The sequence below is a fragment of the Salipiger aestuarii genome, from assembly GCF_003259905.1.
GTDB lineage: Bacteria > Pseudomonadota > Alphaproteobacteria > Rhodobacterales > Rhodobacteraceae > Salipiger > Salipiger aestuarii.
On the sequence record NZ_QLMG01000027.1, the window covers coordinates 25,457 to 51,549 of the forward strand.

Here is a 26,093-nt window from a genome sequence, read left to right on the forward strand (position 1 = left end):
TGTCTAGTGGAACCGGGGCAGGGGCGCAACCCGGCGTTTGCGCCTTTGCCGGGTGCCATGCTCGGGGTACTTCGGGGCCGACGGCGCGTCTGGCGCCATGGCCGAGATGGCCGGGATGGACGGGATGACGCGAGGGCGAGGTCGCTGCGCGGCCCCGTGCCCCGCCGAAGGTTGACGCTAAGTCGCGTCAGCGTCGCGACAAAGTTGTCTTGTCGTTTGCCTCAATTATCCAAGGTGGCATCTTGCCCGTTATCCGGGTGCCCGCTAGCGTTTGCCCATGAAAAAGGACAATCCCCTTCTTGGCATGACCCTGATGCTGGGGTTTTGCATTCTCGCGCCGCTTGCGGATGCCATCGCCAAGCTTCTGGGGGACAGGGTGCCCATCGCGCAGCTTGTGTTCTTTCGCTTTGCCATCCAGCTTGCCGTGCTGGCGCCGCTGATGTTCGCAACGGGGCGTACATGGCAGATGACGCGCGCGGTCTGTGCGCTCGCCGCGCTGCGTACGGTGATGCACATCGTCGGGATTGCGATGATGGTGACGGCCGTGCGGCACCTGCCGCTTGCGGATGCGGTGGCGATCGCCTTCATCATGCCGTTCCTGATCCTGATCCTTGGCAAGCTGTTGCTGAACGAAGAGGTCGGCCTGCGCCGCCTGGGCGCCTGTGCGGTGGGATTTGCGGGCACGCTGATGGTGGTGCAGCCCGCGTTCCAGACCTTTGGCTGGCCCGCGCTGCTGCCGCTTGGGGTGGCGGTGAACTTTTCTCTGTTCATGATCGCGACGCGGCGGATGGCGCGCGACATCGACGCGATCTCGCTTCAGGCGGTGTCGGGGCTCATGGCGGTGGTCATCGTCGGGCCGGTGCTGCTTGTGATGCCGGCGGGGGTCGCGGCCGAACTCGCCTGGGTCGGGTTCCCCGAGGGCACGACCGGCTTGCTTCTGGGCATGGGCGTGATCGGCACCTTTGCGCATCTGCTGATGACCTGGTCGCTGCGCTACGCGCCCGGGGCGACGCTGGCGCCGATGCAGTATCTGGAACTGCCCTTTGCCATGGTCCTGGGGTTTGTTCTGTTCAATGAACTGCCAAACCCGCTGGCCACCGTGGGTATCTGCGTCATCATGGCGGCGGGGCTGTTCATCTTCATTCGGGAACGGGCCACACAGCGGGCGCTTCGCGGAGACCTTGCGCCAGAGCCTGGCGCCATTCCAGCGGCAGAATGACCAGCATCAAAGGGGCATCGACCGTCAGCGTCACCCGCCCGGCGACGGCCTCGTTCGAGGTGCCCACGCGGGCGCCCGGCGCAAGGCAAAGCCCGTCGATGGGCCAGCGCAACCCATCGCTGCGCCCGCTTACCCGCCCCAGAGGATAAAGCGAGACCCTGACCCCCGGCGCAAGCGTCAATGCCAGCCGGGGCGGCGCAAGCGCAAGGCAGTCCCTGGACCCCAGAAGCACGCAACGCCGGTCGGCGTGCCGCACGAGCGCGGTCAGCGCCGCAAGCTGATGGTCGATCCGATGCCCCAGAAATCCCATGCCCCAGACCAGCGGCGCGGCGATGTTGCGCAGGCATTTGTCGAAATCGGTGCTGTCCTGTTCGGCGATGTGATGAATACGCGAATGCGGCACCTGCGCGCGTGCCCGCGCCGTGATCGAATCGAGATCGCCGATCACCGCGTCGGGCATCACGCCGCGTGCCAGCAGCGCATCGGTGCCGCCATCGGCGGCCACGCGCAGCTTGCAGGCCTGGGCAAGCTGGTGCAGCATGTCGGGGTCGCTTTTGCCACCGCCCACCAGCAGGACGGGATTTTCGGACCGAACAATCGGATGATTCATGGCGAATTAATGGCCTTTTGGCAAACAGACCACAATGGCGCCATGAAATGATACGCTAGATACCCTAGATTCGATCAGCTTTGGTCGCGGAGCATATGGTAAACACACTGTTGCACAGCGATAGAAAGTGAGCAGCACATGGTGAGTTCGAGCAAGATCCTCACGGTCTCCTACGGCACCTTTTCCTGCACGGCTGAGGGATTCGAAGATCCGCTCGACGTGGTCAAGGAGACGACGCATTTCTTTCGCGGCGTGGTTCGCGACGACAGGTTCTTCGGGGCCGAGCCGCCGCAGTTCGATCCTGAAATGGCCGCAGAGATATTGCAGGCGCAACTCGCCCCGTCGCATGGCGAGGGGCAGCTGACGCTGGGCAATCCCTATGGCACGGCGACGGGCTCATCCGGGGCCTCGTCCGGAGCGATGAGCGCGGCTCTGGCCGCGGGGCCGACGATTCAGCGTGGGCCACCGGATGCCGCCGGCGCGCAGCGTGCGCCGCAGACTGCCACGCCGGGCGATCCGTCCCGTCGCGTGTCCGAACCCGAAACCTCTGATTCCGACGATGCGCCGGTCCATCAGGATGTCACGACCGAGGTTCTCGCCGCGCTCGCCCGCCAGGACCGGTGGGGCCATGACGAGCCGGGCCATGACGAGCCGGGCCGCCTTGCCGAACCGGACATCGCCACTGCCGCCGATGACCAGAGAGAAGCCCAGACCACTGACAGGCTCCGGCACGGTACCGAAGAACGGGCGCCGGACAGCATCGCCTCGCTGGTTGCATCCGGAAACATCGCGGATGACCGCCCCGACGATCTGATCCTGCTCGAGACCGGTGCCGCGCCGATGGCTCCGGCACAGGGCCTCGCGGATCCGGATACCGTGTCGGACAAGTTGCAGCGCATCCGGGCCGTGGTGGCACGGGGCGACACCCCGGCCGCACCGGCGGATGCGGCGGATGCCCCCGCCGACAACCTGTTTGCCGGGTCGGGGCCGGAAATCGACCTCGAAACCGGCGACTATACCAGCCCTTATGCCGACGACATCGAAGACGAGACGGTCCTTGACGCGCCATTCGAAGCTGACCGGGACGCGGCCCCGGCCCGGGTGATCGGCGACGACCTGACCGGCGACATGCCGCCCGATGACGAATCCGACATGGGCCTCTTTGACGAAGATCAGGGTGTCGCGGACGAAGAACTCGGCGGCGCCGACCATGCGCAAGACGACCGCGATGCCGCCGAAGCCGCGCCGCATGCCGATGCGTTTTGGGCGGATGAACTGGCCGAAGACGACGGGGACGAGGACCTCTTTTCCGACGTCGATTTGGCAGAGGGCGCTGTCCCCGGCACGCCCCTTGGTCATGCCGCCGAATGGCCGTCCGAAACCGGAACGCGCCGCGCGGCGCCGGTGCCGCCCGCTGCCGGTCCAGACGGCCCACTGCGCCCGCGGGCGCGGGTCATCAAGGTCAAGCGCACCGCCTTCGATGCGGCGGTGGCCAGGGGCCTGATCGCGCCCGACGACGCGGATGGGGCCGACACGGTCAGCAGTCTCAGCTCGGAAGACGAAGACGATCTTGCCCGCGAACTCGAAGCGGTGCGTGCCGAACTTCAGGCGGGCTTTGCCCAGGCGTGGGACGACGACGATACCCCCACCGAACGCGCCGAAGAAAATGTCGCGCCGCCGCGTCATGCCGAAACGGGCGATGACTGGCTGCTGGGCGAGGGTTGGGAAGATGACCTCGACGAAGACATGACCGAAGCGGCGCCCGCCGACGCGCCGCGCCAGGCGGGTGCGATGCTGCGCGAACAGGCACCCGTTCCGCCGGACGGCACCCCAGCGGCACAAGCGCCGATGCCTGTCACCGAACAGGTCGGCGCCCCCATGACGCCAAGCCTGACGGAGGCGGTAAGCCAGATCGTGGCCGGCGCCGAAGACGACGATTTCGGCACCGCCCGGCACGGCGCGCCCGACACCGCCCAGGACGACCTGGACAACATGGCGGTCGCAACCGGCGACGACGGCGATACCGATGAAAACCGGTCGCTTTCGGTCACCGCGCATCTGGCCCGCATGGCGCAGGAAGACGTCCGCAAGGCGATCAAGATGTCCAGTCCGGGCCGCGTGATGCTGACCGAAACAAGCGTCGAGGACAACGATGCCTCGCGCATCCTGGACGAGACCAATTCCCAGCTGCGCGAACCCGAAGGCAACCGCCGTCGCAGCGCGATTGCGCATCTGCGCGCCGCCGTGGCCGCGACCCGCGCCGACCGGCGCCTTGGGCGCAAGAAAGACGCCGAAAAGGCCTCCGAACCCTATCGCGAGGATCTGGCCGACGTGGTACGCCCGCGCCGCCCCGAAGCTCCGGCCGTCCACACCGACCGCCCGGTCGATCAGACGCGCGCCGCGCCGCTCAAGCTGGTGGCCGAGCAGCGTGTCGATTCCGCCCGTGTGTCCACGCGCCCGCGCCGGGTTCGTGTTGCCGATATCGACGAGGATACCGGCGACAGCGATTCCGGCTTTGCCGAGTATGCCGACAGTGTCGGCGCCCGGGATCTGCCCGAGCTTCTGGAGGCGGCGGCCGCCTACATGTCGTTTGTCGAGCGCCGCGAACAGTTCTCGCGCCCGCAGCTGATGACAAAGGTGCGCCAGGCCGAACAAAGCGAATCCAGCCGCGAAGACCGGCTGCGGACCTTCGGCCAGCTTCTGCGCGAGGGAAAAATCGAAAAGACTCGCGGCGGCCGGTTCACCGCGTCCGAGCGGATCAGCTTCAAGCCGGACGCGCGCGCCGCCGGGTAAGCGGCGCCAACGTGCGATGTGCAGCGGCGGGGGCCTTGGCCTCCGCCGTTTTACGTTTCGCGCCCCCAGACGGCCGGGTATCCCGACCCCCGCGTACGGGCGAGTCCTAGCCACGCCGGTCCAGCTTGGTCGACAGGTGGATCAGGCTTTCCGAACTTTTCACACCACGCGCCTCGGCGATGCGGTCAAGGCTGCCGTCCAGCTCTTGGGTCGAGCCGGCGCAAAGCACGACCATCAGATCGAACCGGCCCGACGTGGTGTGCACCGTCTCGACGGTGGACAGCTGGCGCAGCCGCGCAAGCACCTCGGCCTGGGCGCGCGGCTCGATGCAGACAAGCACGGTTGCGCGCACCGCTTCCTTCAGCGCCGTTCCGCGCCGGATGGTGAACCCGGCGATGGCGCCGCGCGTCACCAGCCGTTCGATCCGCGCCTGAACGGTTGTGCGCGCCAGTCCAAGCCGACGTGCAAGGTCGGCCACGGGCATGCGCGCATTTGCCGCCAGCAGCGCCACCAGCGCCCGGTCGGTTTCGTCGATCTGCGAAGTCTGTCCGTCGTTTTGTGCCATCTTGCCCGCAAACTGACAGAACTGCCGGGCGATATCGAGCGTATTTTCGCCCAGACTGGGGGAAAGCAGCAGGAGGCACAACGAATGGGCATCACGGCAGGTGACAGGCGCGGGCTTCTTCCGTCCCCGGAGACATGGCTCGCGGCGATGCAGCCGGACGATCCGCTGTTCTTTTTCTGCCCCGAACGCCTTGCGCGCATCGCCGGGCGGTTCCGGACCGGCTTTCCCGGTCTTGTGACCTATGCCGTCAAGGCAAACCCGGCGCCCGAAATGCTGGAGGGCCTGGCGCTGGCGGGGATGCGGGCCTTTGACGTGGCCTCGCCCGAGGAGATGGATCTGGTGCGCGCGCATGTGCCGGGCGCGGTGCTGCATTACCACAACCCGGTGCGCTCGCGCAGCGAGGTCGCCGCCGGGATGGCGCGCGGCTGCGCTTCGTGGTCCGTGGATCGGCTGAGCGAACTGGAAAAGCTGGCGGGTCTGCCCAAAGACACCGAGATCGCCGTACGCCTGAAGCTGCCCGTCACGGGCGCTGCCTATGATTTCGGCGCCAAGTTCGGCGCCGAGCCGGCGCTGGTCTTGCAATTGCTGCGCCGGGTCGTCGATCTGGGGCTGAGGCCGTCGCTGACCTTTCACCCCGGCACGCAATGTCGCAGCGCCGACCCTTGGGCCCGCTACATCCAGGTCGCGGGCGCGCTTGCGCGCGAGGCAGGCGTCACGCTGCACCGGCTGAACGTGGGGGGTGGATTTCCATCGGATCGTGGCGAAGGTGCCCCGGATCTGGACGCGATCTTTGACACCATCGGGCGCAGCGCGGGCACGGCGTTCGACACCGTACCCCAACTGGTGTGCGAACCCGGCCGCGCATTGTGCGCCGAAGCCTTTTTGCTGGTGCTGCGCGTCAAGGCGATCGACGACGCGGCGATATTCGTCAACGATGGCATCTACGGCGGCATGGCCGAATGGCGCGACTTGGGGCCGATGGGGCGCATCCGTGTGATGGCCCCCGATGGCCTGCCGCGGCCTGGCCCGGCGCGCGGGCGCATCGTCTTTGGCCCGACCTGCGACAGCCTTGACCGGCTTCCCGACCCGGTGCCGCTGCCCGAGTCGCTGACCGAGGGAGATTACATCGTACTGGAAGGCATGGGCGCCTATTCGCGGGCCCTTGCCACCGGATTCAACGGTTACGGCGCGCGCAGGATCGTGCGTCTTGCCCCGGTCGGCTAGGAAAACCGCGCCTTCGGCTGGACAGTGCCGCGCCGCCTCGCCAAAGTCCGCGCATAGCAATGCCAGGCGAGGGGATCCCCATGGAAAAGTTCGGCAAGAGCCAGTCGATGAAACGCAGCGAGGACGTCCGGTTCCTGACCGGGCACGGGCGCTATGTCGACGATATCGCCCCGGAGGGATCGCTGCGCGCCTATCTGCTGCGCTCGCCGGTGGGTCACGCCACCATCACCGCGCTCAATGTCGATGCGGCGCGCGCGGCGGAGGGTGTCGCGCTTGTGCTGACGGTGGACGATCTGCTGGCAGCCGGCGTCAACATTGCCATGCCCGGCGCCGTGGTCGACAACCGCGACGGCACCAAGGGGGCCGCGCCCGAACGCCCGCTTCTGGCGCGCGGCAAGCTGCGCCATGTGGGCGAGCCGGTGGCGCTGGTCGTGGCCGAGACGCTGAACCAGGCGCGCGACGCGGCCGAGCTGATCGAACTGGAGTATGACGAACTGCCCGCCCACATGGGCTTGCACACCGGCACCGAGGCCATCCACCCCGAGGCTCCCGACAACCGCGCGTTTGACTGGGGCATGGGCGACGAGGCGGCGACCAACGCGGCGTTTGACAAGGCCGCGCGCGTGGTCCGGCTGGAGGTGGGCGACAACCGGGTGATCGTCAACGCGCTGGAAGGGCGCGGCTGTTACGCCGAATGGGATGGCGCGCGACTGCACGTCGCCTTCAACGGGCAGGGCGTGTGGGGGATGAAATCCCAGATGGCCAGGGCCATGAACCTGCCCGAAGACGCGGTGCGCATCACCAACCCCGATGTCGGTGGCGGTTTCGGAATGAAGGCGGCGTCCTATCCGGAATATTTCGCGGTGGCGCAGGCGGCGCGGGTGCTGGGCCGTCCGGTGCGCTGGATTTCCGAGCGCACCGAGGGGATGCTGTCGGACCATGCGGGCCGTGATCTGGTCACCATGGCCGAACTGGCATTCGACGATGCCAACAAGATCCTCGGCTATCGCATTCACACGCTGTGCAACCTTGGTGCCTATAACTCGGGTTTTGGCCAGCCGATCCAGACGCTGCTGTTTTCCAGGGTACTGACCGGCACATACGACATTCCCGCCGCCTACATGCGGGTTGAAGGATTCTATACCAACACCACCCAGGTCGATGCCTATCGCGGCGCCGGCCGCCCCGAGGCGATCTATGTCCTGGAACGGGTGATCGACCGGGCGGCGCACGAACTGGGGCTGGACCCGGTCGAGCTGCGCAAGATCAACTTCATCAAGGATTTCCCGTACCTTACGGTAACGGGTGAAACCTATGACGTGGGCGATTTTCCCCGCGTGCTGGATCATGCGGTCGCGGACGCGGATGTCGCGGGCTTTGCCGCCCGGCGCGCCGCGTCGCAAGCCAATGGCAAGCTGCGCGGGCTTGGGCTGTGCTATTACATCGAATCGATCCTTGGCGATCCGTCCGAGGACGTGAAGGTGGAATTCACCCCCGAAGGTGGCGCGCGGATCTATGTCGGCACCCAGTCGAACGGGCAGGGTCACGAGACGGTCATCGCAAAATTCCTGTCAGATCATACCGGCATTCCGTTCGAACAGATCGCGTTTGTCCAAGGGGATAGCGATCTGATCGCGACGGGCGGCGGCACCGGAGGGTCGCGCTCGGTGACGACGCAGGCCAATGTGACGCTGGCGGCGGTGAGCCGGATGATCGAGGGTTTCAGCGCTTTTTTCGCCGACGAATCCGGTGTCGCGGCCGCTCAGGTCAGCTTTGACGACGAACGCTTCCGCGCCGAGGGGTCGAACCTGACGCCGACGATGCTTGAACTGGCTGAGATGGCGCGCCAAAAGGGGCGCGACGACCTGCTGACATGGCAGGTGCGCGACACGATCGCTGCGCGCAGCTATCCCAACGGCGCGCATTTTGCCGAGATCGAGATCGACCGCGACACCGGCGTCTGCAAGGTGGTGAAATACACCGTGGTTGACGATTTCGGGAACCTCATCAATCCGATGCTCGCCGAAGGCCAGGTACATGGCGGCGTCGCGCAAGGGCTGGGGCAGGCGCTGTGCGAACAGGCGGTGTTTGACGACGACGGCCAGCTCTTGTCGGCAAGTTTCATGGATTACGCCTTGCCGCGCGCCGATGACATGCCCTTTGTCAAGTTCGATGTCGAACCGGTGCCGTCGACTGGCAACCCGATGGGCATGAAGGGCTGCGGCGAGGCCGGAACGGTCGGCTCCCTCGCCGCAGTGTCGAACGCGGTGCAGGATGCGCTGTGGCCGATGGGCGTGCGGCAGGTGGACATGCCGTTCACCCCGATGCGGCTGTGGACGCTGATGGGCGGGGCAAGACTGGCGGCGGAATAGGCGGCAACCCCGACAAGACGCGGATTGTCAATTTCTTTCGTCACGGTTTCGCGATTGGACTTTCAATCGTGGCAAACGCGCCCATATCCCACTCAGGACGCGAGAACGGAACTCTCGCGAGACCTTCACTGTCCCTCGTTCCACACTGGCGTCCAAGGTTTCCTTGGGCGCCTTTTTCTTTGCGCCCCGGGTCTTTGGACCGATCCGCCGCCGTTGTGCGACGATTTTACCCGGCGCCGCGCCGGGCGCTTCGCTTGACAGGCCGCCCCGCCTGGGTGGACACGAAACCGGGGTGGAGCCTGTAAACGCGTTTTGCGAAGGGGCAACGGCCGTGACATTTCTCATCGAGTTTCTGACGGGCCGCCTGGGTGAGGTGGCTTTGACCACGATTGCGATTTCGCTGTCCGCCGTGCTGGGACTGCTGCTGGGGCGGCTGGGGATCAAGGGGATCGGGCTGGGCATCGGGGGGGTGCTGTTTGCCGGCATCGCGCTTGGGGACCTGACCGCGCGCGTGGGCATTCGCTTCAGCGCCGAGATGTTCGAGGTGCTGCGCGAATTCGGGCTGATCCTGTTTGTCTTTACCATCGGGGTGCAGGTCGGGCCCGGCTTTTTCGCCTCTCTTCGCAAGGCGGGGTTGCAGTTCAACCTTGCCGCTGTCGCCATCGTGGCGCTTGGGGTGCTGGTGACCGTGGCCGTCGGGCTGGTGTTCGACGTGCCTGTGCCGCAGCTTGTCGGGCTGATGTCGGGGGCGGTGACCAACACGCCGGGCCTGGGCGCCGCAGTGCAGGCGCTGAGCGACGTTGGCGCCGGCCCGGCGGATGTGGCGGCGCCGCCGCTGGGCTATGCCATGGCTTATCCGTTCGGCATCGTCGGCATTCTGCTGACGATGCTGCTGGTGCGCTTTGCGCTCGGGGTCGATGTCGCCGCCGAGGCCGAGGCGTTCGACAGCGCCCGCCGCAAGGGCGCGGCAGCCAGCCTTCCGGCGCTGAACGTTGCGGTGCGCAACGGCAATTTCGACGGCCGGCCGTTGGTCGAGGTTCCAGGGCTGTTCGACGACGGGCTGGTGGCGTCGCGGATGAAGGGCGCGCAGGGGCTGATCGTGCCGCGCCGGGACACGGTGCTGCACCTGGGCGATGTGCTGCATCTGGTGGGGCCTGCCGAAAAGATCCACGCGATGCAGATGATCCTGGGGGAGGCGGTCGAAACGCCGCTGTCCACCAAGGGCACCGATCTGCGCTGGGGCCGCATGGTGGTGACCGACAGGCACGCCACGTCCCACCGGCTGCGCACGCTGGCGCTGGACGAGGCCTATGGGGTGACGATCAGCCGGATCATGCGGGCGGGGGTCGAGCTGTCTCCGCGCGCCGACAGCACGCTGCAACTGGGCGATATCGTTACGGTGGTGGGCGCCGGGGATGCGATCGAGACCGTGCGCGGGGTGCTGGGCGACCAGCACGCCAAGCTGGACATGGTGGATTTTCCGGGGCTGTTCGCGGGCATTGCGCTGGGGGTTCTGCTGGGGTCGATCCCGCTTGCGGTGCCTGGGTTGCCGGCGCCGCTGAAGCTGGGGCTGGCGGGTGGGCCGCTGGTGGCGGCGATCTTGCTGGGGCGGCTTGGCAGCTGGGGGCCGTTCATCTGGGTGATGCCTCCGGTTGCGAACCACGCGCTGCGCGAGCTTGGCATCGTGTTGTTTCTTGCGGTGGTGGGGTTGAAGGCCGGAAGCCGCTTTGTGGACACGCTGTTGAACGGCGACGGGCTTGCCTGGATCTTTTACGGGGCGCTGATCACGCTGATCCCGTTGCTGGCGGTGGGGGTCGTGGCTCGGGCGGTGTTCGGCTTCAACTACCTGTCGCTGTGCGGCGTCCTTGCCGGGTCGATGACCGATCCGCCCGCGCTGGCCTTTGCCAATGCGCAAAGCACGGCCCCCGCCGCGGCCATCGCCTATGCCAGCGTTTACCCGTTGGTGATGGGGCTGCGGGTCTTTGCGCCGCAGCTGCTGGTCTTGCTGCTGATGTAGGGGCTTGACCTCTGGCGGGCTGGCATGTGCTAGATGGGACATGACCGATGATGGACTGAAACGGATTCTGGACCGGACGCGGGTGATTGCGGTGGTGGGTCTTTCTCCCAACCCGGCGCGGCCCAGCCATTATGTTGCGCGCTATCTCAGCCTGCGCGGCTATCGGGTGATCGGGGTGAATCCCGGGCATGCGGGCGCGACGCTGTTTGGCGAGACGGTGCGCGGGGTGCTGTCTGAGCTGCCGCCAGAGGTGGACATGTTGGATATCTTTCGCCGCTCCGAGGCGGTGGGGCCCATCGTCGAGGACGGGCTTGCGCATCTGCCCCTGCTGTGGACGGTATGGATGCAGGTCGGGGTGGTTCACGAGGGCGCAGCACAGATGGCGCGGGCGCGGGGCCTTGACGTGGTCATGAACCGCTGTCTGAAGATCGAGCATCAGCGTCTGACGGGGGAGCGGCGCGAGGGCGGGTCAATACCGGCGTGATCTTATCGACAGTGCAAGCGACGGGGTCGGACGCTGTCTGCCCTTGGCAGAGGCGCCCCGCCCGCCGTCCCTTGCGCCATGGCCGGCGGCCAGACTGACGGCTTGCCCTTGGCGGAAGGCAGGCTTAGTCAGGCCGCAAAGGTGACGGAGGGGCGATGCCCAGCGATCTGAGACAGCCCGCGTTCGTGCTTGTGCGCCCGCAGATGGGCGAAAACATCGGTGCGGCGGCGCGGGCGATGTGGAATTTCGGTCTGGACCGGATGCGGCTTGTCAATCCTCGGGACGGGTGGCCCAACCCGGCTTCGGTGGCGATGGCCTCCGGGGCGGGGCGGTTGCTGGACGAGGCCGGGCTGGCGCCGGATGTGGCGGGGGCGGTCGGCGATTGCGACCTTGTGTTTGCGACGACCGCCCGGAACCGCGGCCTGACCAAGCCGGTCTATTCCCCCGAGGAGGCGATGCGCACGGCGGCGGCGCGGCTGGCCGACGGCGGCAAGGTCGCGGTGATGTTCGGGCCAGAACGCGCGGGGCTGGAAAACGCCGATGTCGCCCAGGCCAACGCCATCATTTCCGTGCCGGTGAACCCGGAGTTCCCGTCGCTGAACCTGGCGCAATGCGTCTTGCTGTGTTCCTATGAATGGCGCCGTGCCAGTGCCGCCATCGCCGCGCGGCGTGACGAGATGGCGGGCGCCGAGTGGGCGAGCGCGATCGAGGTCGAGAAGCTCGCCGAGCATTACGAACAACGTCTGGATGCGGCGGGGTTCTTTTTTCCCGACCACAAGGCGGCGTCGATGAAGCTGACCCTGCGCAATCTGTGGAGCCGGATGCCGCTGACCCGCGAGGACGTGCGGGCGCTGCATGGGATCATGCGACAGATGGTGCGCTGGAAAGAGCGCGGCTGAGCGGGCCGCTTGAACCGGGCTGGCGACGCCCTATCGTTCGCCGCGACATGACGACATGAGGTGATCCATGGCCGAAAAGCGCAAGCTCTTTGAAGAGGTCGGAACCGAACAGCCCAGGGTGGCCCCGGCGGGGGGTATGATCGACCGGAAACAGGGCGGGGCGCGGGGTGCGATCCGCATCTGGTTGATGGTGATCTTTGCCCTTGTGGCGGTGATGATCCTGGTGGGTGGGCTGACGCGGCTGACCGACGCCGGGCTGTCGATCACGGAATGGAAGCCTTTGACGGGCGCGTTGCCACCGATGAACGCCGCTGATTGGGAGGCCGAGTTCGATCTGTATCGCCAGATCCCGGAGTTCGAGTTGCAGAACGACCAGATGACCCTTGCCGAGTTCAAGGGCATCTATTGGTGGGAATGGGGACATCGCCAGCTGGGCCGGGTGATTGGCCTGGTCTGGGCGGTGGGCTTTGTCGGATTTCTCGTGGCGCGCAAGGTTCCGACGGGCTGGGTGCCGCGACTGCTGGGCCTGGGGGCGCTTGGGGGGCTTCAGGGCGCGATTGGCTGGTGGATGGTGTCTTCGGGGCTGGATGGGGACATGCTGGATGTCGCGTCCTATCGGCTGGCCATTCATCTGGGGCTGGCCTTTGTCATCTTCGGGCTGATTGCTTGGTATGTGTTTGCCCTTGGGCGGCCCGAGCGAGAGCTGATGCAGGCGCGTCGGGTGCGCGAGGCCAAGCTTTTTTCCATGGGCACCGGGCTGATGCATTTCGCCTTTTTGCAGATCCTGTTGGGCGCGCTGGTGGCGGGGATCGACGCGGGCCGCTCCTATACCGATTGGCCGCTGATGGCGGGCGGGTTCATTCCGCCTCAGCCGTTCCAGCTAGCGCCCTGGTGGCGCAACTTCTTCGAGGAACCCGGCCTTGTGCAGTTCATGCACCGGATGGCGGGCTATCTGCTGTTCGCCTTCGGCGTCGCGACCTGGCTGCGGGCGCGCAAATCGCCCAATCCGGACACGCGACTGCGGTTCAATGCGGTGATGGCGATGCTGACGGTGCAGGTTGTGCTGGGCATCGTGACGGTGCTGTACGGCGCTCAACTGCACATCGCGATCACCCACCAGTTGGGCGCGGTGCTGTTGTGGGTGCTGATCGTCAGAGCCCGCTTTGGCGCGCAATATCCCAAGGTTCAATCCATCAGGGGCCGCCTGAAATGACCGTTTACGACGATATGATGCGCCATCAGCGCGAAACCGGCGCGCTGGCGCAGGTGGCGGGGCGGCTTGGCTGGGATCAGGAAACCGTGATGCCCCAGGGGGCCGGGGATCAGCGCGCCGAGGAAGGCGCCGCGATGGAGGCGGTTCTGCACGCCCGCCGCACCGATCCGCGGATCGGCGCGTGGCTGGACGCGATCGACCCCGCCACGCTGGACGATGAGGCGCGTGCCCAGATCCGGCACATTCGACGGTCCTATGATCGGGCGATGCGGGTGCCGGCGGATCTGGCCACGGCGCTGGCGCGGCTGACCAGCCGGTCGCATCAGGCCTGGGCGCGCGCGCGGGCCGATGACGATGTGGCGTCGTTCCTGCCGGTGCTGTCCGAGATCGTCGCGCTCAAGCGCGAGGAGGGCGCGGCACTGGCCGCGGGGGGCGACCCGTACGATGCGATGTTGCAGGATTACGAGCCGGGAACCAGTGCCGCCCAACTGGGGGCGATGTTCGACGCGCTTCGGCCCCGTTTGGTGGCGCTGCGCCAGGCCTGTCTGGAGCGCCCGCAGCCCGCGCCGCTGACCGGCAGGTTCGATGCGAAAACGCAGATGGCGCTGTCGCGCAAGCTGGCCGGAGTCTTTGGCTACGATTTCTCGCGCGGGCGGATCGACAAGGCGGTGCATCCGTTCAGCTCCGGGTCGGGGGATGACGTGCGCATCACCACGCGCACCAGCGAGATCGATCCGTTCAACTGTGCCTATACGACCATTCACGAGGTTGGCCACGCGACTTATGAACAGGCGATCCGCCCGGCCTATCGGTTCACGCCGCTGGGTGAAGGGGTGTCCATGGGGGTGCATGAAAGCCAGAGCCGGATCTACGAGAACCAGCTGGGCCGGTCGCGCGCATTCACCGCGTGGCTTCATGGCGAGATGACCGAGGCGTTCGGCGATCTGGGGCTGGACGGGCCGGAGGCGTTTTACGCGGCGGTCAACCGGCTGGAAAACGGGTTCATCCGCACCGAGGCGGACGAGGTGCAGTATAACCTTCATGTGCTGCTGCGGTTCGATCTGGAGCGGGCGTTGATTTCCGGGGATCTGTCTGTGGGGGATCTGGAAGCGGCCTGGAATGACCGTTTCGCGGCGGATTTCGGCTTTGCGGTGGATCGTCCATCCAACGGCGTGCTGCAGGATGTGCATTGGTCGGCCGGGCTGTTCGGCTATTTCGCCACCTACACACTGGGCAATGTCTATGCGGGGTGTCTGCACGAGCGGTTGCGCGATGCGGTGCCGGATCTCGATGCGCAGATGGCAGCGGGGGACCTGTCGGCGGCGACGGGCTGGCTGCGTGGGCATGTGCAGCAACATGGCGGGTTGTTTGAGCCGCGCGAGGTCATCACGCGGGCCTATGGGCGTGCGCCCGACGAGGGGCCGTTGCTGGCCTATCTCGAAGCGAAGTTCGGGGCGCTCTACGGGCTGTAGGCGGCTGAAGCCGCGGGGGGGCGCTGCCCCCCGAACCCCCCGGAGTTTAAGGGCAAGATGAAGGAGGGCGGCGGCGCGGAAGGGCGCCGCCGTTTTCCGGTCGGGGTGTTGTTCAGGAGAATGTTGCGCCGAAGCTGGTTTTGTAGATGGCTTGCAGCTCGGCCAGCGGGGCCTCGGCCGTGCCGAGCCTGACCGTGTCGCCGGTGAATTTGCCCACGCTGCCGATGGTCACGCCGGCTTTGCCTGCTTCGATCATCAGGGCTTCGGCGCTGTCGTAGTTGCAGGCGATCAGGTAGCGGCCCTGATCTTCTCCGAACAACTCGGGTGTGTCGCCGGTGTCGAGATGGATGCCGGTGCCCGAGGCTTCGGCCATTTCGAAGGCGGCCATGGCAAGGCCGCCATCGCTGAGATCGGTGCAGCAGTTGATCCAGGCGCGGTTGTTGCGGATGAAGTCGCCGTTGCGGCGTTCTTCGTTCAGGTCGACGTGGGGGGCGTCGCCGTCTTCGCGGTTGAACACCTCGGCCAGCAGCGCCGACTGGCCCAGGTGGCTGCCGGGTTGGCCGACCAGCAGCGCGACGTGCCCGTCGCGGGCATAGCCCAGGATCGGGTCCTCGCCCGCGGCGATCAGGCCCACGGCGCCGATGGTGGGGGTGGGCAGGATGCCGGTGCCGTCGGTCTCGTTGTAAAGCGATACGTTGCCGGACACGATGGGCATGTCGAGCGCGATGCAGGCTTCGCCGATGCCGCGCAGGGCCTGGACGAACTGGCCCATGATTTCGGGTTTTTCGGGGTTGCCGAAGTTGAGGTTGTCGGTGGTGGCCAGCGGCAGCGCGCCCACCGCAGTCAGATTGCGATAGGCCTCGGCCACGGCCTGACGGCCGCCCTCAAGCGGGTTGGCCTTGACGTAGCGCGGAGTCACGTCCGAGGTGAAGGCCAGTTTCTTGTCCGTGCCATGCACGCGGATCACGCCGGCGCCAAAGCCCGGAATGCGCATGGTGTCGGCCATGACCTGGCTGTCGTATTGTTCGTAGACCCATTCGCGCGAGCAATAGTTCGGCGAGGCCAGCAGCGCCTTGAGCCCGTCGATGGGATCGACGCCGGGGACGTCTTCGAGCGGCGCGGCGGGGTCGGGTTCGGTCCAGGGGCGGTCGTATTCCGGGGCCGAGGAGGACAGGCGCGACAGCGGCATGTCGGCTTTGACCTCGCCGTTATGGACCACGACAAAGCGATCCTCGGCGATGGTTTCGCCGACGATGGCGAAATCGAGATCCCACTTGTCGAACACGGCCTTCGCCTCGGCCTCCCTGGAGGGGTCGAGCACCATGAGCATGCGTTCCTGACTTTCGGACAGCATCATTTCATAGGCGGTCATGTTCTTTTCGCGCTGGGGCACCTTTTCCAGATCAAGCCGGATGCCAAGGCCGCCCTTGTCGCCCATTTCCACCGCCGAACAGGTCAGGCCTGCCGCGCCCATGTCCTGAATGGAAATGACCGCGCCGGTCTGCATCAGTTCCAGCGTCGCCTCCATCAGGCGTTTTTCGGTGAAAGGGTCACCGACCTGCACCGTGGGGCGCTTGGCTTCGATGGTTTCGTCGAATTCGGCGCTGGCCATGGTGGCGCCGCCGACGCCGTCCCGGCCGGTTTTCGCGCCCAGATACACCACGGGGCGGCCAAGTCCGCTTGCGGCAGAGTAAAAGATCTTGTCGGTGTCCGCGAGTCCTGCCGCAAAGGCATTGACCAGGCAGTTGCCGTTGTAGGCGGGGTGAAAGCGCACCTCGCCGCCCACGGTCGGCACGCCGAAGCAGTTGCCATAGCCGCCGACGCCCTCGATCACGCCATGCACCAGCTGGCGGGTCTTGGGGTGGTTCTTGTCGCCAAAGCTCAGCGAATTCATCGCCGCGATGGGGCGCGCGCCCATGGTGAACACGTCGCGCAGGATTCCGCCGACGCCGGTGGCCGCGCCCTGATAGGGTTCGATATACGAGGGGTGGTTGTGGCTTTCCATCTTGAACACCACCGCCTGACCGTCGCCGATGTCCACCACGCCGGCATTCTCGCCGGGGCCGCAGATCACCTGCGGGCCACTGGTCGGCAGGCCCTTGAGGTGGATCTTGGAGGACTTATAGGAGCAATGTTCGTTCCACATCGCCGAAAAGATGCCCAGTTCGGTGAACGTCGGCTCGCGGTCGAGGATTTGCAGGATGCGCGCGTATTCATCCGGCTTGATGCCGTGCGCCTCGATCAGATCGGTGGTAATCGCCGGTTCCTGCATGTCCGTGTCCCTCTGGCCAGTTCAGGCGCTCTTTACGCCAAGGGCGCGGACGTTGGAAGGTCTAGGATAAAACCCGGGCGCCGGTTTTGCGTTCGGTGGCGGACAGGATGCGCGCCCCGCGCACGGGTGCGCCGTCGGGGCCAAAGAAGGGGGTGTCGCGCCGCCCCTGCGCCAGGGCGGTCAGGGCACGCAGCATGATCCCCGCGCCTGCCGCGCCGAACCCGTGCTGCTTGACGGGGCGACGCGCGCTCTCGGTAAAGACGCGCGCGCGCGTCTTGCCGAAATCCTTGCGCCCGTGCGGGACGACGATGCCGACAAAGGGCATCAGCGGTTTGGGCAACGTGTTGGCGACGGGCGTTCCGCAGCACCCGGCATGCCAGCGCAGCAATCCCTTGGGAGACAGGCGCAGCAGCGCCAACCGATCCGCACCGGCGGTGATTTCGATCTGGTCGGGCAGGGTCTGGAACAACGCGGTGCCCCCCGCGTCATCCAGCGCATCCTCCGCGCCAAGGGCGTGCGCTGCCGCCTGGCAATCCGCGCAATGGCAGATCACCAGCGCGCCCGGCGCCCGATCGGCGACGCGCCAGCGCAGGGTGCCGCAGCGGCAGGCAAGAGCGCGGTGATCTGACATGGGGGCCTCCTGTGGGGACTCATGTGTGAAAGCCTAGCCGGGACTTCGCAGGCGCGCCAAAAAAAAAGGCCGAGCACAAAGCTCGGCCGAAGTCCAACAGGGAGGTATGAAGATGATGCGCCGCAGGGCGCTTCAACCTTCATATGCCAAATATGTTATCGGTTCTGAGTCGCGCAACCCACAAGATGTCGCAGATGCAGCATTTCCGCCATGACTGTGGCACATGGCTCACACTTTTAGCGAGAGTTCAGCCCGCTCCCATCGCGCGAAGCTGCCTGCGGTGCGAAAAGATCTCATCCTGTACAAAATCGCGGAATGCCGAGACGCGCTTGGAATGGCGCAGCTCTTCGGGATAGGCGAGGAAGACCGGCACTTCGTTGCTTTCGATCTCGGGCAGGACGCGCACGATCGACGGGAAATCCTCAATGATGTAATCGGGCAGGACGCCGATCCCCAGATTTGCCACCACCGCCTGCAACACGCCGAAGTAGTTGTTCACCGTCAGCGCGGTCTGGATGTCGTAGGTCAGCACTTCCTGAACCATCAGCTTGCCGGCGGCGACCTGGGCCGAAGACGGGCTCTGGCAGATCAGCCTGTGCGTCGACAGATCTTCCAGCGTTTCGGGCACGCCCCGGCCGGCAAGATATTCCGGCGACGCGTAAAGACGCATGCGGATCGACATCAGGCGCTTGCGGATCAAATCGGCCTGGCTGGGTTCTTTCATGCGGATGGCGATGTCGGCCTCGCGCATCGGCAGGTCAAGCACGCGTTCTTCCAGCATGAGGTCGATCTTGAGATCGGGGAATTTCTCGTACAGCTTGGTCAGGCGCGGCGCCAGCCACAGCACGCCAAAGCCGTGGGTCGTGGTGACCTTGAGTTCGCCGAACACCTCTTCTTCGCTGTCGCGGATGCGCGCGGTGGCGGCGTCGATGCGTTTGACCATGCTGGCGGTGGCATCGAACAGCAATTCGCCCTGTTCGGTCAGAATCAGCCCGCGCGCATGACGATGGAACAGGGTCGTGTTCAGCGATTCTTCCAGCGCCCGAATCTGGCGTGACACAGCCGATTGCGACAGATGCAAAGCATCGCCGGCGTGTGTCAGGCTGCCTGCGTCGGCAACAGCGTGAAATATTCTTAGCTTGTCCCAGTCCATATCTTTATCCATCCCGGCCAGCGCGACCTGTATACGACACAAAGGGTAAATGGGAACCACCACTTTCCTGCTCATCGGAAAAGGCGAAAAAACCCCTAGGAGGGTCAGTCATTTTGACCTAATATCGGGGCCAAATGCCCATGATAAGAGCGAAGGGAGGCGTATATGGCCAAACAGGACATCACCCTCGAAGACCGGTTCGACCTCACGCGGTCTCCGGTCTTGCTGAATGGCACCCAGGCGCTGGTCCGTCTGATGCTGATCCAGAAAGCGCGCGACCGGGCGGCAGGACTGAACACCGCCGGGTTTTGCACCGGCTATCGCGGCTCGCCCCTGGGGGCGGTCGATCTTCAGATGCGCCGGGCGCAGAAACACCTCGATGCCGCCGACATCCGCTTTCAGGAAGGTCTGAACGAAGATCTGGCGGCGACCGCGCTGTGGGGCGCCCAGCAGGCCGAACTGCGCGGCGAAGGGCGCTATGACGGCGTTTTCGGGCTGTGGTACGGCAAGGGGCCGGGCGTTGACCGGTCCGGCGACGTGATGCGCCACGCCAACATGGCGGGCACGTCGCGACACGGCGGCGTCATCATGGCAATGGGAGACGACCACACCGGCGAAAGCTCGACCGTGCTGCATCAATCGGAATGGGCGTTGGTGGATGCCTATATGCCCGTGGTGTCCCCCGCGGGCGTGCAGGAGATACTGGATTACGGCGTCTATGCCTGGGCGCTGTCGCGCTTTGCGGGGGTGTGGGTCGGTCTCAAGACCATGAAGGACACGGTCGAGGCGACGGCGGTGGTCGATGGGCGGCCTGACCGCATGTCGCTTGTGGTACCCGATTTCGACATGCCCGAGGGCGGGTTGAACATCCGACTGGGTGACACGCCCCACGCGCAGGAAAAGCGCGTCATCGACTACAAACGCTTCGCCGCCGAGGCGTTTTCCCACGCCAACCGCATGGACAAGCGCATCTGGGGCAAGCCGGGGGCCAAGATCGGTCTTGTGGCGGCCGGCAAGAACTGGCTCGACCTCGTGCACGCGCTGTCGCTGCTGGGCATTGACGAGGCCGAGGCCGAGCGCCTTGGCATCACCACCTACAAGGTCGGGCAGACCTTTCCGCTGGACATGCGCGGCTTTCACGACTGGGCCGAAGGGCTGGATCTGATCGTCGTGGTCGAGGAAAAGCGCAAGCTGATCGAGGTGCAGGTCAAGGAGGCGATCTTTGACGACCGCCGCGGCCGCCGGGTCTATGGCTGGCACAGGGGGGGCGGTGCCGGGTCGATGCACGGGCCCGAACTGTTTCCGACGCAGGGCGCGCTGGATCCCATCATGATCGCCGAGCGGCTGGGGCAGATTTTCGTCGACGAAGGGCGTGGCACGGATCGAATCCGGGCCGGCCTGCAATCTCTTGAAACCGCGCGAAAATCTGACAACGCGCCAGAGATCGCGGCCCGCCTGCCGTATTTCTGTTCGGGCTGCCCGCACAATTCGTCGACCAAACTGCCGGAGGGCGCGCGCGCCTATGCGGGCATCGGGTGTCACTACATGGTGCAATGGATGGACCGGGAAACCACCGGGTTCACCCATATGGGGGCCGAGGGCGCGAACTGGATTGGCGAGGCGCCGTTTTCCACAAGAAACCATGTCTTTCAAAACCTTGGGGATGGAACCTACAACCACTCCGGGGTGCTGGCGATCCGTGCCGCCCTGGCTGCGGGCACCAATATCACCTACAAGATCCTGTATAACGACGCGGTTGCCATGACCGGGGGGCAGCCCAACGAGGGCGGGCTGACCGCCGACCGCATCGCCCGCGAATTGTTGGCTATGGGGGTACAGCACCTGTCGCTCGTCTATGACGAAAAGGAAGATATCGACTTTAGCCTGTTCCCGCAAAATATTGAGAAACATGAGAGATCCGAGATGGATGCCGTGCAGAGACGCTGCGCCGACATTCCCGGTGTCTCGGCCATTCTGTATATTCAGACCTGCGCCGCCGAAAAACGCCGCCGCCGCAAGCGCGGTGCGTTCCCGGACCCCGACAAGCGCGTGTTCATCAATACCGATATCTGCGAGGGCTGCGGTGATTGCGGCGTGCAATCGAACTGTGTGTCCATCGTGCCGGTCGAAACCGAACTGGGCCGAAAGCGCGCCATTGACCAGTCAAGCTGCAACAAGGATTTCTCTTGTCTCAAGGGGTTCTGCCCGTCCTTCGTAACCTTGAAAGGGGCAAAGATCCGCAAGGGCGCAACCGCCGCGCTTGACCTGCCCGATATGCCGTTGCCGCAGTTGCCCGCGATCAATGGCACCCATAACGTGGTCATCACCGGCGTCGGCGGCACCGGCGTGGTGACCATCGGTGCGGTGTTGGCGCAGGCGGCGCAGATTGCCGGGCTTGGCGCGGGGATGATGGAAATGGCGGGGCTCGCACAAAAGGGCGGCGCGGTGCACATCCACCTGCGCCTTGCGCAAAAACCGGAAGACATCAGCGCGGTGCGCGTCGCCATCGGCGAAGCGGATGCGCTGATCGGCGGCGATCTTGTGGTCAGCGCCGGATCGAAAACCCTGGGCCTGACCCGCACGGGCCGCACCGGCGCTGTGGTCAATGCGCACGAAATCGTCACCGGGGAATTCACCCGAGATCCCGAATTTTTCATTGCGAACGATCGGTTGAAGCTGTCTCTTGAGGCGCGGATGCAAGAGCGCCTGGCCCTGTTCGATGCCACCGAACTGGCTCGGATCACCATGGGAGATTCCATTTTCTCGAACATGATGATCCTTGGCGCGGCCTGGCAGCGCGGACTTGTGCCGCTGCCTCATGATGCCATCGCGGACGCGATCCGGCTGAACGGCGCAGCGGTCGACAAGAACCTGCGCGCCTTTGAAATCGGTCGTTGGGCGATGCTGTACCCGCAGGAGGCCGCGGGTCTGGCCTCGCCGAACGCCACCGAGAAACCCAGGACGCTTGCCGAACAGATCGCCTATCGCGAGGCGCATCTGACCGCTTATCAAAACAAGCGTCTGGCAAAACGCTATCGTGCGCTGCTGGACCGCATCAGCGATGCCGGGCTGCGGGACGCGGCAGCAAAAGGCTATCACAAGCTGCTGTCATACAAGGACGAATACGAAGTCGCCCGCCTTCATCTGGACACCCGCAAAAAGGCGCGGGACACGTTCGAAGACGGATTCGAGATGCAGTTCCACCTGGCACCACCCCTTCTGACCCGAACCGGCTCGGACGGACGCCCAATCAAGAGAACCTACGGCAAGGGCATGTTGACGGCCTTTGGCATTCTGGCCAGGCTGAAGGGCCTGCGCGGCACGCCGCTTGATCCCTTCGGGCGTACGGCGGAACGCAAGATGGAACGCGCCCTGATCGCGCAATACGAGCGCGACATGGATGAGGTTCTGTCGAAACTGACACCCGCCACGCTTGAGGCGGCCACCGCGCTTGCCCGGCTTCCGTTGCAGATTCGCGGCTTCGGCCCAGTGAAAGAGGCCAACGAACGCGAGGCCGGCAAACGCCGCGAAGAGCTGCTGTCGGTGATCCGCGCCGGGGGCGTGCCGTTCGCGAAAGCGGCGGAATAGGTCGCGATGGATTCTCGCCCCGAAGCCCCGTAAGAAAGATCTCAACACGAGGCAGGAGGCAGGCCCATGGCGGTTGGTGTGTTCGATTCGGGGTTGGGCGGGCTGACGGTGCTCGACAAGGCGCAAAAGCGCCTGCCAGAGGTGCCCTTCGTCTATTTCGCCGACAGCGCCCACGCTCCTTATGGCGTGCGCGATGCGGATGACATCTATGACCTGACCACCAGGGCGGTCGAACGCCTGTGGGAGGCCGGGTGCGATCTGGTGATCCTGGCCTGCAACACCGCCAGCGCCGCTGCGTTGCGCCGCATGCAGGAAACATGGCTTCCACGCGACAAGCGGGTGCTGGGGGTGTTCGTGCCGCTGATCGAGGCGATGACCCGGCGTCAGTGGGGCGACAATTCCCCGCCGCGCGAGGTGGGCGTGCAGCATGTGGCGCTGTTTGCCACCCCGGCCACGGTGCGCAGCCGTGCCTTTCAGCGCGAACTGGCGTTTCGCGCCATTGGCGTCGATGTCGAGGCGCAGGCCTGCGGCGGCCTTGTCGACGCCATCGAAGAGGGCGACATGATCCTGGCCGAAGCGCTGGTGCGCAGCCATGTCGATGCCTTGATGCGCAAGATGCCGGCGCCACAGGCGGCGATTCTTGGCTGCACGCATTACCCGCTGATGGAAGAGATATTCCAAGAGGCGCTTGGCCCCGGTGTTGCGGTCTATTCGCAGGCCAGTCTTGTGGCGGACTCGCTTGCGGATTATCTGAAACGCCACCCGGACATGCTTGGGCCGGGAACCGAAACGATGTTCATGACCACCGGGGATCCGCGCAAGGTGTCGGGCCACGCCACGCGGTTTCTGCGACGCCAGATCACGTTCGGCGCGGCCTAGGGCATATTGACCTTTGTCACAGACGCGTGGTGCGCCCCAAGCTATATTGACTTGTGAATGTGCCATACGCGACAACAGCCGCTCAGGGGGAAATGCCATGTCGCTCAAGTCGCTGAAAAAGCAACGCCGGATTCAGGTCATCGCGCTTGCCGCGGTGGCGCTTGCGGTGTCGACCGCGCTGATCGGCTACGCGATGCGGGACGGAATCAACTTTTTCCGCTCGCCGAGCCAGGTCGTCGAGCTGCCCCCCGGGCCGCATGAGACGTTCCGCATCGGCGGCCTTGTGCAATCCGGTTCGCTTGTGCGCGGTGATGGACACGAGATCCGGTTCCTCGTGACCGACGGCGGGGCAAGCGTGCCCGTGGTCTTTGCCGGGGTACTGCCGGATCTGTTCGCCGAGAACCAAGGCATGGTCGGCACGGGGCGATATATCGAAGGCGTGTTCCGCGCCTCTGAAATTCTGGCCAAGCACGATGAAACCTACATGCCCAAAGAGGTCATCGACGCGCTGAAGGCGCAGGGCGTTTACGAAGACCCCAACAGCTAAGATCCTTGCGCTTTCGCTGACAGGGCGCCAGCGGTCCCGGCATAGAAAAACACCCCCCGCAGGGCGGAGAGCGGTTTCAGACGCTGCCAGGAAGGCCTAGACGTTGGCTTCGCGGATCTTGTCCGCAGCGTCCTTGTTGTAGTCGACGTGGCATTGTTCGAACAACTTGTCGAGCTCGCCCGACAGCGTCATTTCGGTGATGATGTCGCAGCCGCCGACGAATTCGCCCTTGACGTAAAGCTGGGGAATCGTCGGCCAGTCGGAAAATTCCTTGATGCCCTGGCGGATGCCGTCATCGGCCAGCACGTTCACGTCGTGAAATTCGACGCCCATGTAATTGAGCACCCCCGCCACGCGGCTGGAGAAACCGCATTGCGGCATGGTCTTGGTGCCTTTCATGAAAAGCACCACGTCGTTGGCTTTCACCGTTTCTTCGATCATTGTCTTTGCGTCGGTCATGTCCGTCTCCGGTTTGAGGTGCGGCGACGCGCGCCGCTTTGTGTCGTGCCGGCGGATCGGGCCGTCGCCCGGACCGGGGCCGATTTCAGTCGGGGGCCTTGGTGGTCAGCGCCAGCGCATGCAGCGCGCCGTTGTTGCCATCCATCTTGCCCTTGAGCGCCGCGTAGACGGCGCGCTGCTGCTGAACACGGTTCTGGCCACGAAAGCTTTCGTCGATCACCTCGGCGGCATAATGATTGCCGTCACCGGCAAGGTCGGTGATGGTGATGCGTGCATCGGGGAAGGCAGCCTTGATGAGCTGCTCGATCTCCGTCGCTTCGATGGCCATTGCGTGGGTACTCCGCTGTCTGTTTCTTCAGCTCAGATGTAAGCATCGCGGGCGTGACACGCAAGCGGCGAGCCAAAGACAGCAGGCCAAAGTCAGCAGGCCAGACGGACCCAGACCGGGACATGATCGGATGGCTTGTCGCGGCCACGGATGTCGCGGTCGATCGCCACCTCTTCGAGCAGGTCGGCGGCCTGCGGCGTCAGCAGCAGGTGGTCGATGCGGATGCCGTTGTTGCGCTGCCAGGCGCCCGCCTGATAATCCCAGAAGCTGTAGTGCCCGGCGCCCGGGTGGCGCGTGCGAAAGGCATCGGTGAAGCCAAGGTTCAGGATGCGGCGGAACGCGGCGCGGGTTTGGGGCAGGTACAGCGCGTCTTCGGTCCAGGCGGCGGGTTTGGCCGCATCCTCGGCCTGGGGGATGACGTTGTAATCCCCGGCCATGATGGCGGGCATCTCGTCGGCCAGAAGCAGGCGGGCGCGGGTTTCCAGGCGGCGCATCCAGGCCAGCTTGTAGTCGTATTTCGGCCCCGGTGCCGGGTTTCCGTTCGGCAGGTACAGCCCGCACAGCCGCACCGCCTGTTCCCCCACGACCGTCGCTTCGATCCAGCGGGCCTGTTCGTCGTCGGTGTCGCCGGGCAGGCCACGGGTGACATCCTCTAGCGGCAGTTTCGACAGGATGGCGACGCCGTTGAACCCTTTCTGACCGTGGGTTTCCACCTGCCAGCCAAGATCTTCGAAGTGTTCGCGGGGGAAACCCTCGTCGACGGATTTGATTTCCTGAAGCAGCGCGACGTCGGGCTGCGCCTCGTCGAGCCACTGGGTCAGGGCCTCGATGCGGGCCTTGATGCCGTTGATGTTGAAGGTTGCGATCTTCATTGGACCCTCCGCGCTGCGGCCAAAGCTATCGCCGATGCGGCCCTCAGGGGCAAGGGCGTGCGGTTTTTGGCGCGGCGATTCGCAACTTGCCGCTGGGTAAGACTTGCCAATTTTGCCATGAATGCAGGTCGCAAAAATTTATCCACAGAAAATTTCAACCTGTGGGAAAGACGGAATTTTCTTTTTCGCTCTTCTTCTGGCAGTTTTACCGAATGTGGAGAACTCGTGTATAATTCAACCTATGGAAGAAACCATATTGCAAGAAACACGTTAAAAAAGAAACCCTGAACCCACTTGAAAGACCTAACCAAAAACAGGGGTTCCCAATGTCCGCAGTACTCAAGCATGTGGTTTCTGAACAATTCGTTGACGTTTTCGGCGCTGATGCGTTTTCCGGCGAAGGCCTTGACATGGCGACGTCCTGCGCGGCACCCGCCGAGCTGACTTCGGCCTTCACCTCCTGCGCGGCACCCGCCGAGCTGACCTCGGCCTTCAC

At 65.1% G+C, this 26,093-nt stretch carries 20 protein-coding genes; 12 read left to right on the forward strand and 8 right to left on the reverse strand.

What is annotated here, in order from left to right:
• Nucleotides 1-277 precede the first annotated feature (277 nt).
• On the forward strand, nt 278-1,219 hold the full coding sequence (locus ATI53_RS14275; RefSeq protein ID WP_034451904.1) for a DMT family transporter: 942 nt from the start codon (nt 278-280) through the stop codon (nt 1,217-1,219).
• Here the strand turns inward: ATI53_RS14275 and ATI53_RS14280 are convergent.
• Nucleotides 1,140-1,829, reverse strand: a complete 690-nt coding sequence (locus ATI53_RS14280) for a thiamine diphosphokinase (RefSeq protein WP_009503538.1) — start codon at nt 1,827-1,829, stop codon at nt 1,140-1,142. The genes ATI53_RS14275 and ATI53_RS14280 overlap by 80 nt on opposite strands.
• A 138-nt stretch (nt 1,830-1,967) precedes the next feature.
• Between ATI53_RS14280 and ATI53_RS23625 the strand changes: the two genes are divergently transcribed.
• Entirely contained in the window at nt 1,968-4,622 is a 2,655-nt protein-coding gene (locus ATI53_RS23625; protein ID WP_205912146.1) for a hypothetical protein, read from the forward strand.
• 106 nt (nt 4,623-4,728) lie between these two features.
• Here ATI53_RS23625 and ATI53_RS14290 read toward each other — a convergent pair whose 3' ends face one another.
• A complete protein-coding gene (locus ATI53_RS14290; RefSeq protein ID WP_111550694.1) occupies nt 4,729-5,187 on the reverse strand; it encodes an Lrp/AsnC family transcriptional regulator in 459 nt (152 codons plus the stop codon).
• A gap of 84 nt (nt 5,188-5,271) precedes the next feature.
• Between ATI53_RS14290 and ATI53_RS14295 the strand changes: the two genes are divergently transcribed.
• The 7 genes from ATI53_RS14295 to ATI53_RS14325 all read left to right on the forward strand — a co-directional run bounded on the left by ATI53_RS14295 (nt 5,272) and on the right by ATI53_RS14325 (nt 14,868).
• Nucleotides 5,272-6,411 carry a type III PLP-dependent enzyme gene (locus tag ATI53_RS14295; protein ID WP_111550684.1) on the forward strand — a complete coding sequence of 380 codons (1,140 nt, stop codon included), beginning with the start codon at nt 5,272-5,274 and terminating at the stop codon, nt 6,409-6,411.
• 80 nt (nt 6,412-6,491) lie between these two features.
• Nucleotides 6,492-8,783, forward strand: coding sequence for a xanthine dehydrogenase family protein molybdopterin-binding subunit (locus ATI53_RS14300; RefSeq protein WP_009503534.1), 2,292 nt, complete (start codon nt 6,492-6,494; stop codon nt 8,781-8,783).
• 331 nt (nt 8,784-9,114) lie between these two features.
• Nucleotides 9,115-10,800, forward strand: coding sequence for a putative transporter (locus ATI53_RS14305; RefSeq protein ID WP_240778584.1), 1,686 nt, complete (start codon nt 9,115-9,117; stop codon nt 10,798-10,800).
• A 40-nt stretch (nt 10,801-10,840) separates the two neighbouring features.
• Complete coding sequence (locus ATI53_RS14310) at nt 10,841-11,284, forward strand: CoA-binding protein (protein WP_009503532.1); 444 nt, start codon at nt 10,841-10,843, stop codon at nt 11,282-11,284.
• Between the two features lie 155 nt (nt 11,285-11,439).
• Complete coding sequence (locus ATI53_RS14315; protein ID WP_009503531.1) at nt 11,440-12,183, forward strand: RNA methyltransferase; 744 nt, start codon at nt 11,440-11,442, stop codon at nt 12,181-12,183.
• 67 nt (nt 12,184-12,250) lie between these two features.
• On the forward strand, nt 12,251-13,396 hold the full coding sequence (gene ctaA / locus ATI53_RS14320; RefSeq protein WP_009503530.1) for a heme A synthase: 1,146 nt from the start codon (nt 12,251-12,253) through the stop codon (nt 13,394-13,396).
• The gene (locus ATI53_RS14325; RefSeq protein WP_009503529.1) at nt 13,393-14,868 is read left to right on the forward strand and encodes a carboxypeptidase M32; all 1,476 of its coding nucleotides are present in this window, start codon (nt 13,393-13,395) and stop codon (nt 14,866-14,868) included. Before ctaA ends, ATI53_RS14325 begins: the two co-directional genes overlap by 4 nt.
• 112 nt (nt 14,869-14,980) lie before the next feature.
• On the opposite strand, the gene purL is transcribed toward ATI53_RS14325, so the two are convergent.
• From purL to ATI53_RS14340, 3 genes are all read right to left on the reverse strand, one after another.
• Entirely contained in the window at nt 14,981-17,140 is a 2,160-nt protein-coding gene (gene purL / locus ATI53_RS14330; RefSeq protein ID WP_009503528.1) for a phosphoribosylformylglycinamidine synthase subunit PurL, read from the reverse strand.
• A 61-nt stretch (nt 17,141-17,201) separates the two neighbouring features.
• Nucleotides 17,202-17,771, reverse strand: coding sequence for a DUF6151 family protein (locus tag ATI53_RS14335; RefSeq protein WP_009503527.1), 570 nt, complete (start codon nt 17,769-17,771; stop codon nt 17,202-17,204).
• Nucleotides 17,772-18,018: 247 nt separating this feature from the next.
• Nucleotides 18,019-18,924 (reverse strand): LysR family transcriptional regulator, encoded by a 906-nt coding sequence (locus ATI53_RS14340; RefSeq protein ID WP_009503526.1) that lies wholly within the window; start codon nt 18,922-18,924, stop codon nt 18,019-18,021.
• Nucleotides 18,925-19,089: 165 nt separating this feature from the next.
• Here ATI53_RS14340 and ATI53_RS14345 point away from each other — a divergent pair, with 165 nt between their 5' ends.
• From ATI53_RS14345 to ccmE, 3 genes are all read left to right on the forward strand, one after another.
• Nucleotides 19,090-22,512 (forward strand): indolepyruvate ferredoxin oxidoreductase family protein, encoded by a 3,423-nt coding sequence (locus ATI53_RS14345; RefSeq protein ID WP_111550686.1) that lies wholly within the window; start codon nt 19,090-19,092, stop codon nt 22,510-22,512.
• Nucleotides 22,513-22,578: 66 nt separating this feature from the next.
• Complete coding sequence (locus ATI53_RS14350) at nt 22,579-23,391, forward strand: glutamate racemase (protein ID WP_111550687.1); 813 nt, start codon at nt 22,579-22,581, stop codon at nt 23,389-23,391.
• Between the two features lie 97 nt (nt 23,392-23,488).
• On the forward strand, nt 23,489-23,938 hold the full coding sequence (gene ccmE / locus ATI53_RS14355; RefSeq protein WP_009503523.1) for a cytochrome c maturation protein CcmE: 450 nt from the start codon (nt 23,489-23,491) through the stop codon (nt 23,936-23,938).
• A 96-nt stretch (nt 23,939-24,034) separates the two neighbouring features.
• Here ccmE and grxD read toward each other — a convergent pair whose 3' ends face one another.
• The 3 genes from grxD to xth form a co-directional block, all read right to left on the reverse strand.
• The gene (gene grxD / locus ATI53_RS14360) at nt 24,035-24,397 is read right to left on the reverse strand and encodes a Grx4 family monothiol glutaredoxin (RefSeq protein WP_009503522.1); all 363 of its coding nucleotides are present in this window, start codon (nt 24,395-24,397) and stop codon (nt 24,035-24,037) included.
• An 85-nt stretch (nt 24,398-24,482) separates the two neighbouring features.
• Nucleotides 24,483-24,725: a BolA/IbaG family iron-sulfur metabolism protein gene (locus ATI53_RS14365; RefSeq protein ID WP_009503521.1), complete on the reverse strand. Its 243-nt coding sequence runs from the start codon at nt 24,723-24,725 to the stop codon at nt 24,483-24,485.
• A gap of 92 nt (nt 24,726-24,817) precedes the next feature.
• A complete protein-coding gene (xth, locus tag ATI53_RS14370; RefSeq protein ID WP_009503520.1) occupies nt 24,818-25,597 on the reverse strand; it encodes an exodeoxyribonuclease III in 780 nt (259 codons plus the stop codon).
• Nucleotides 25,598-26,093: the final 496 nt, after the last annotated feature.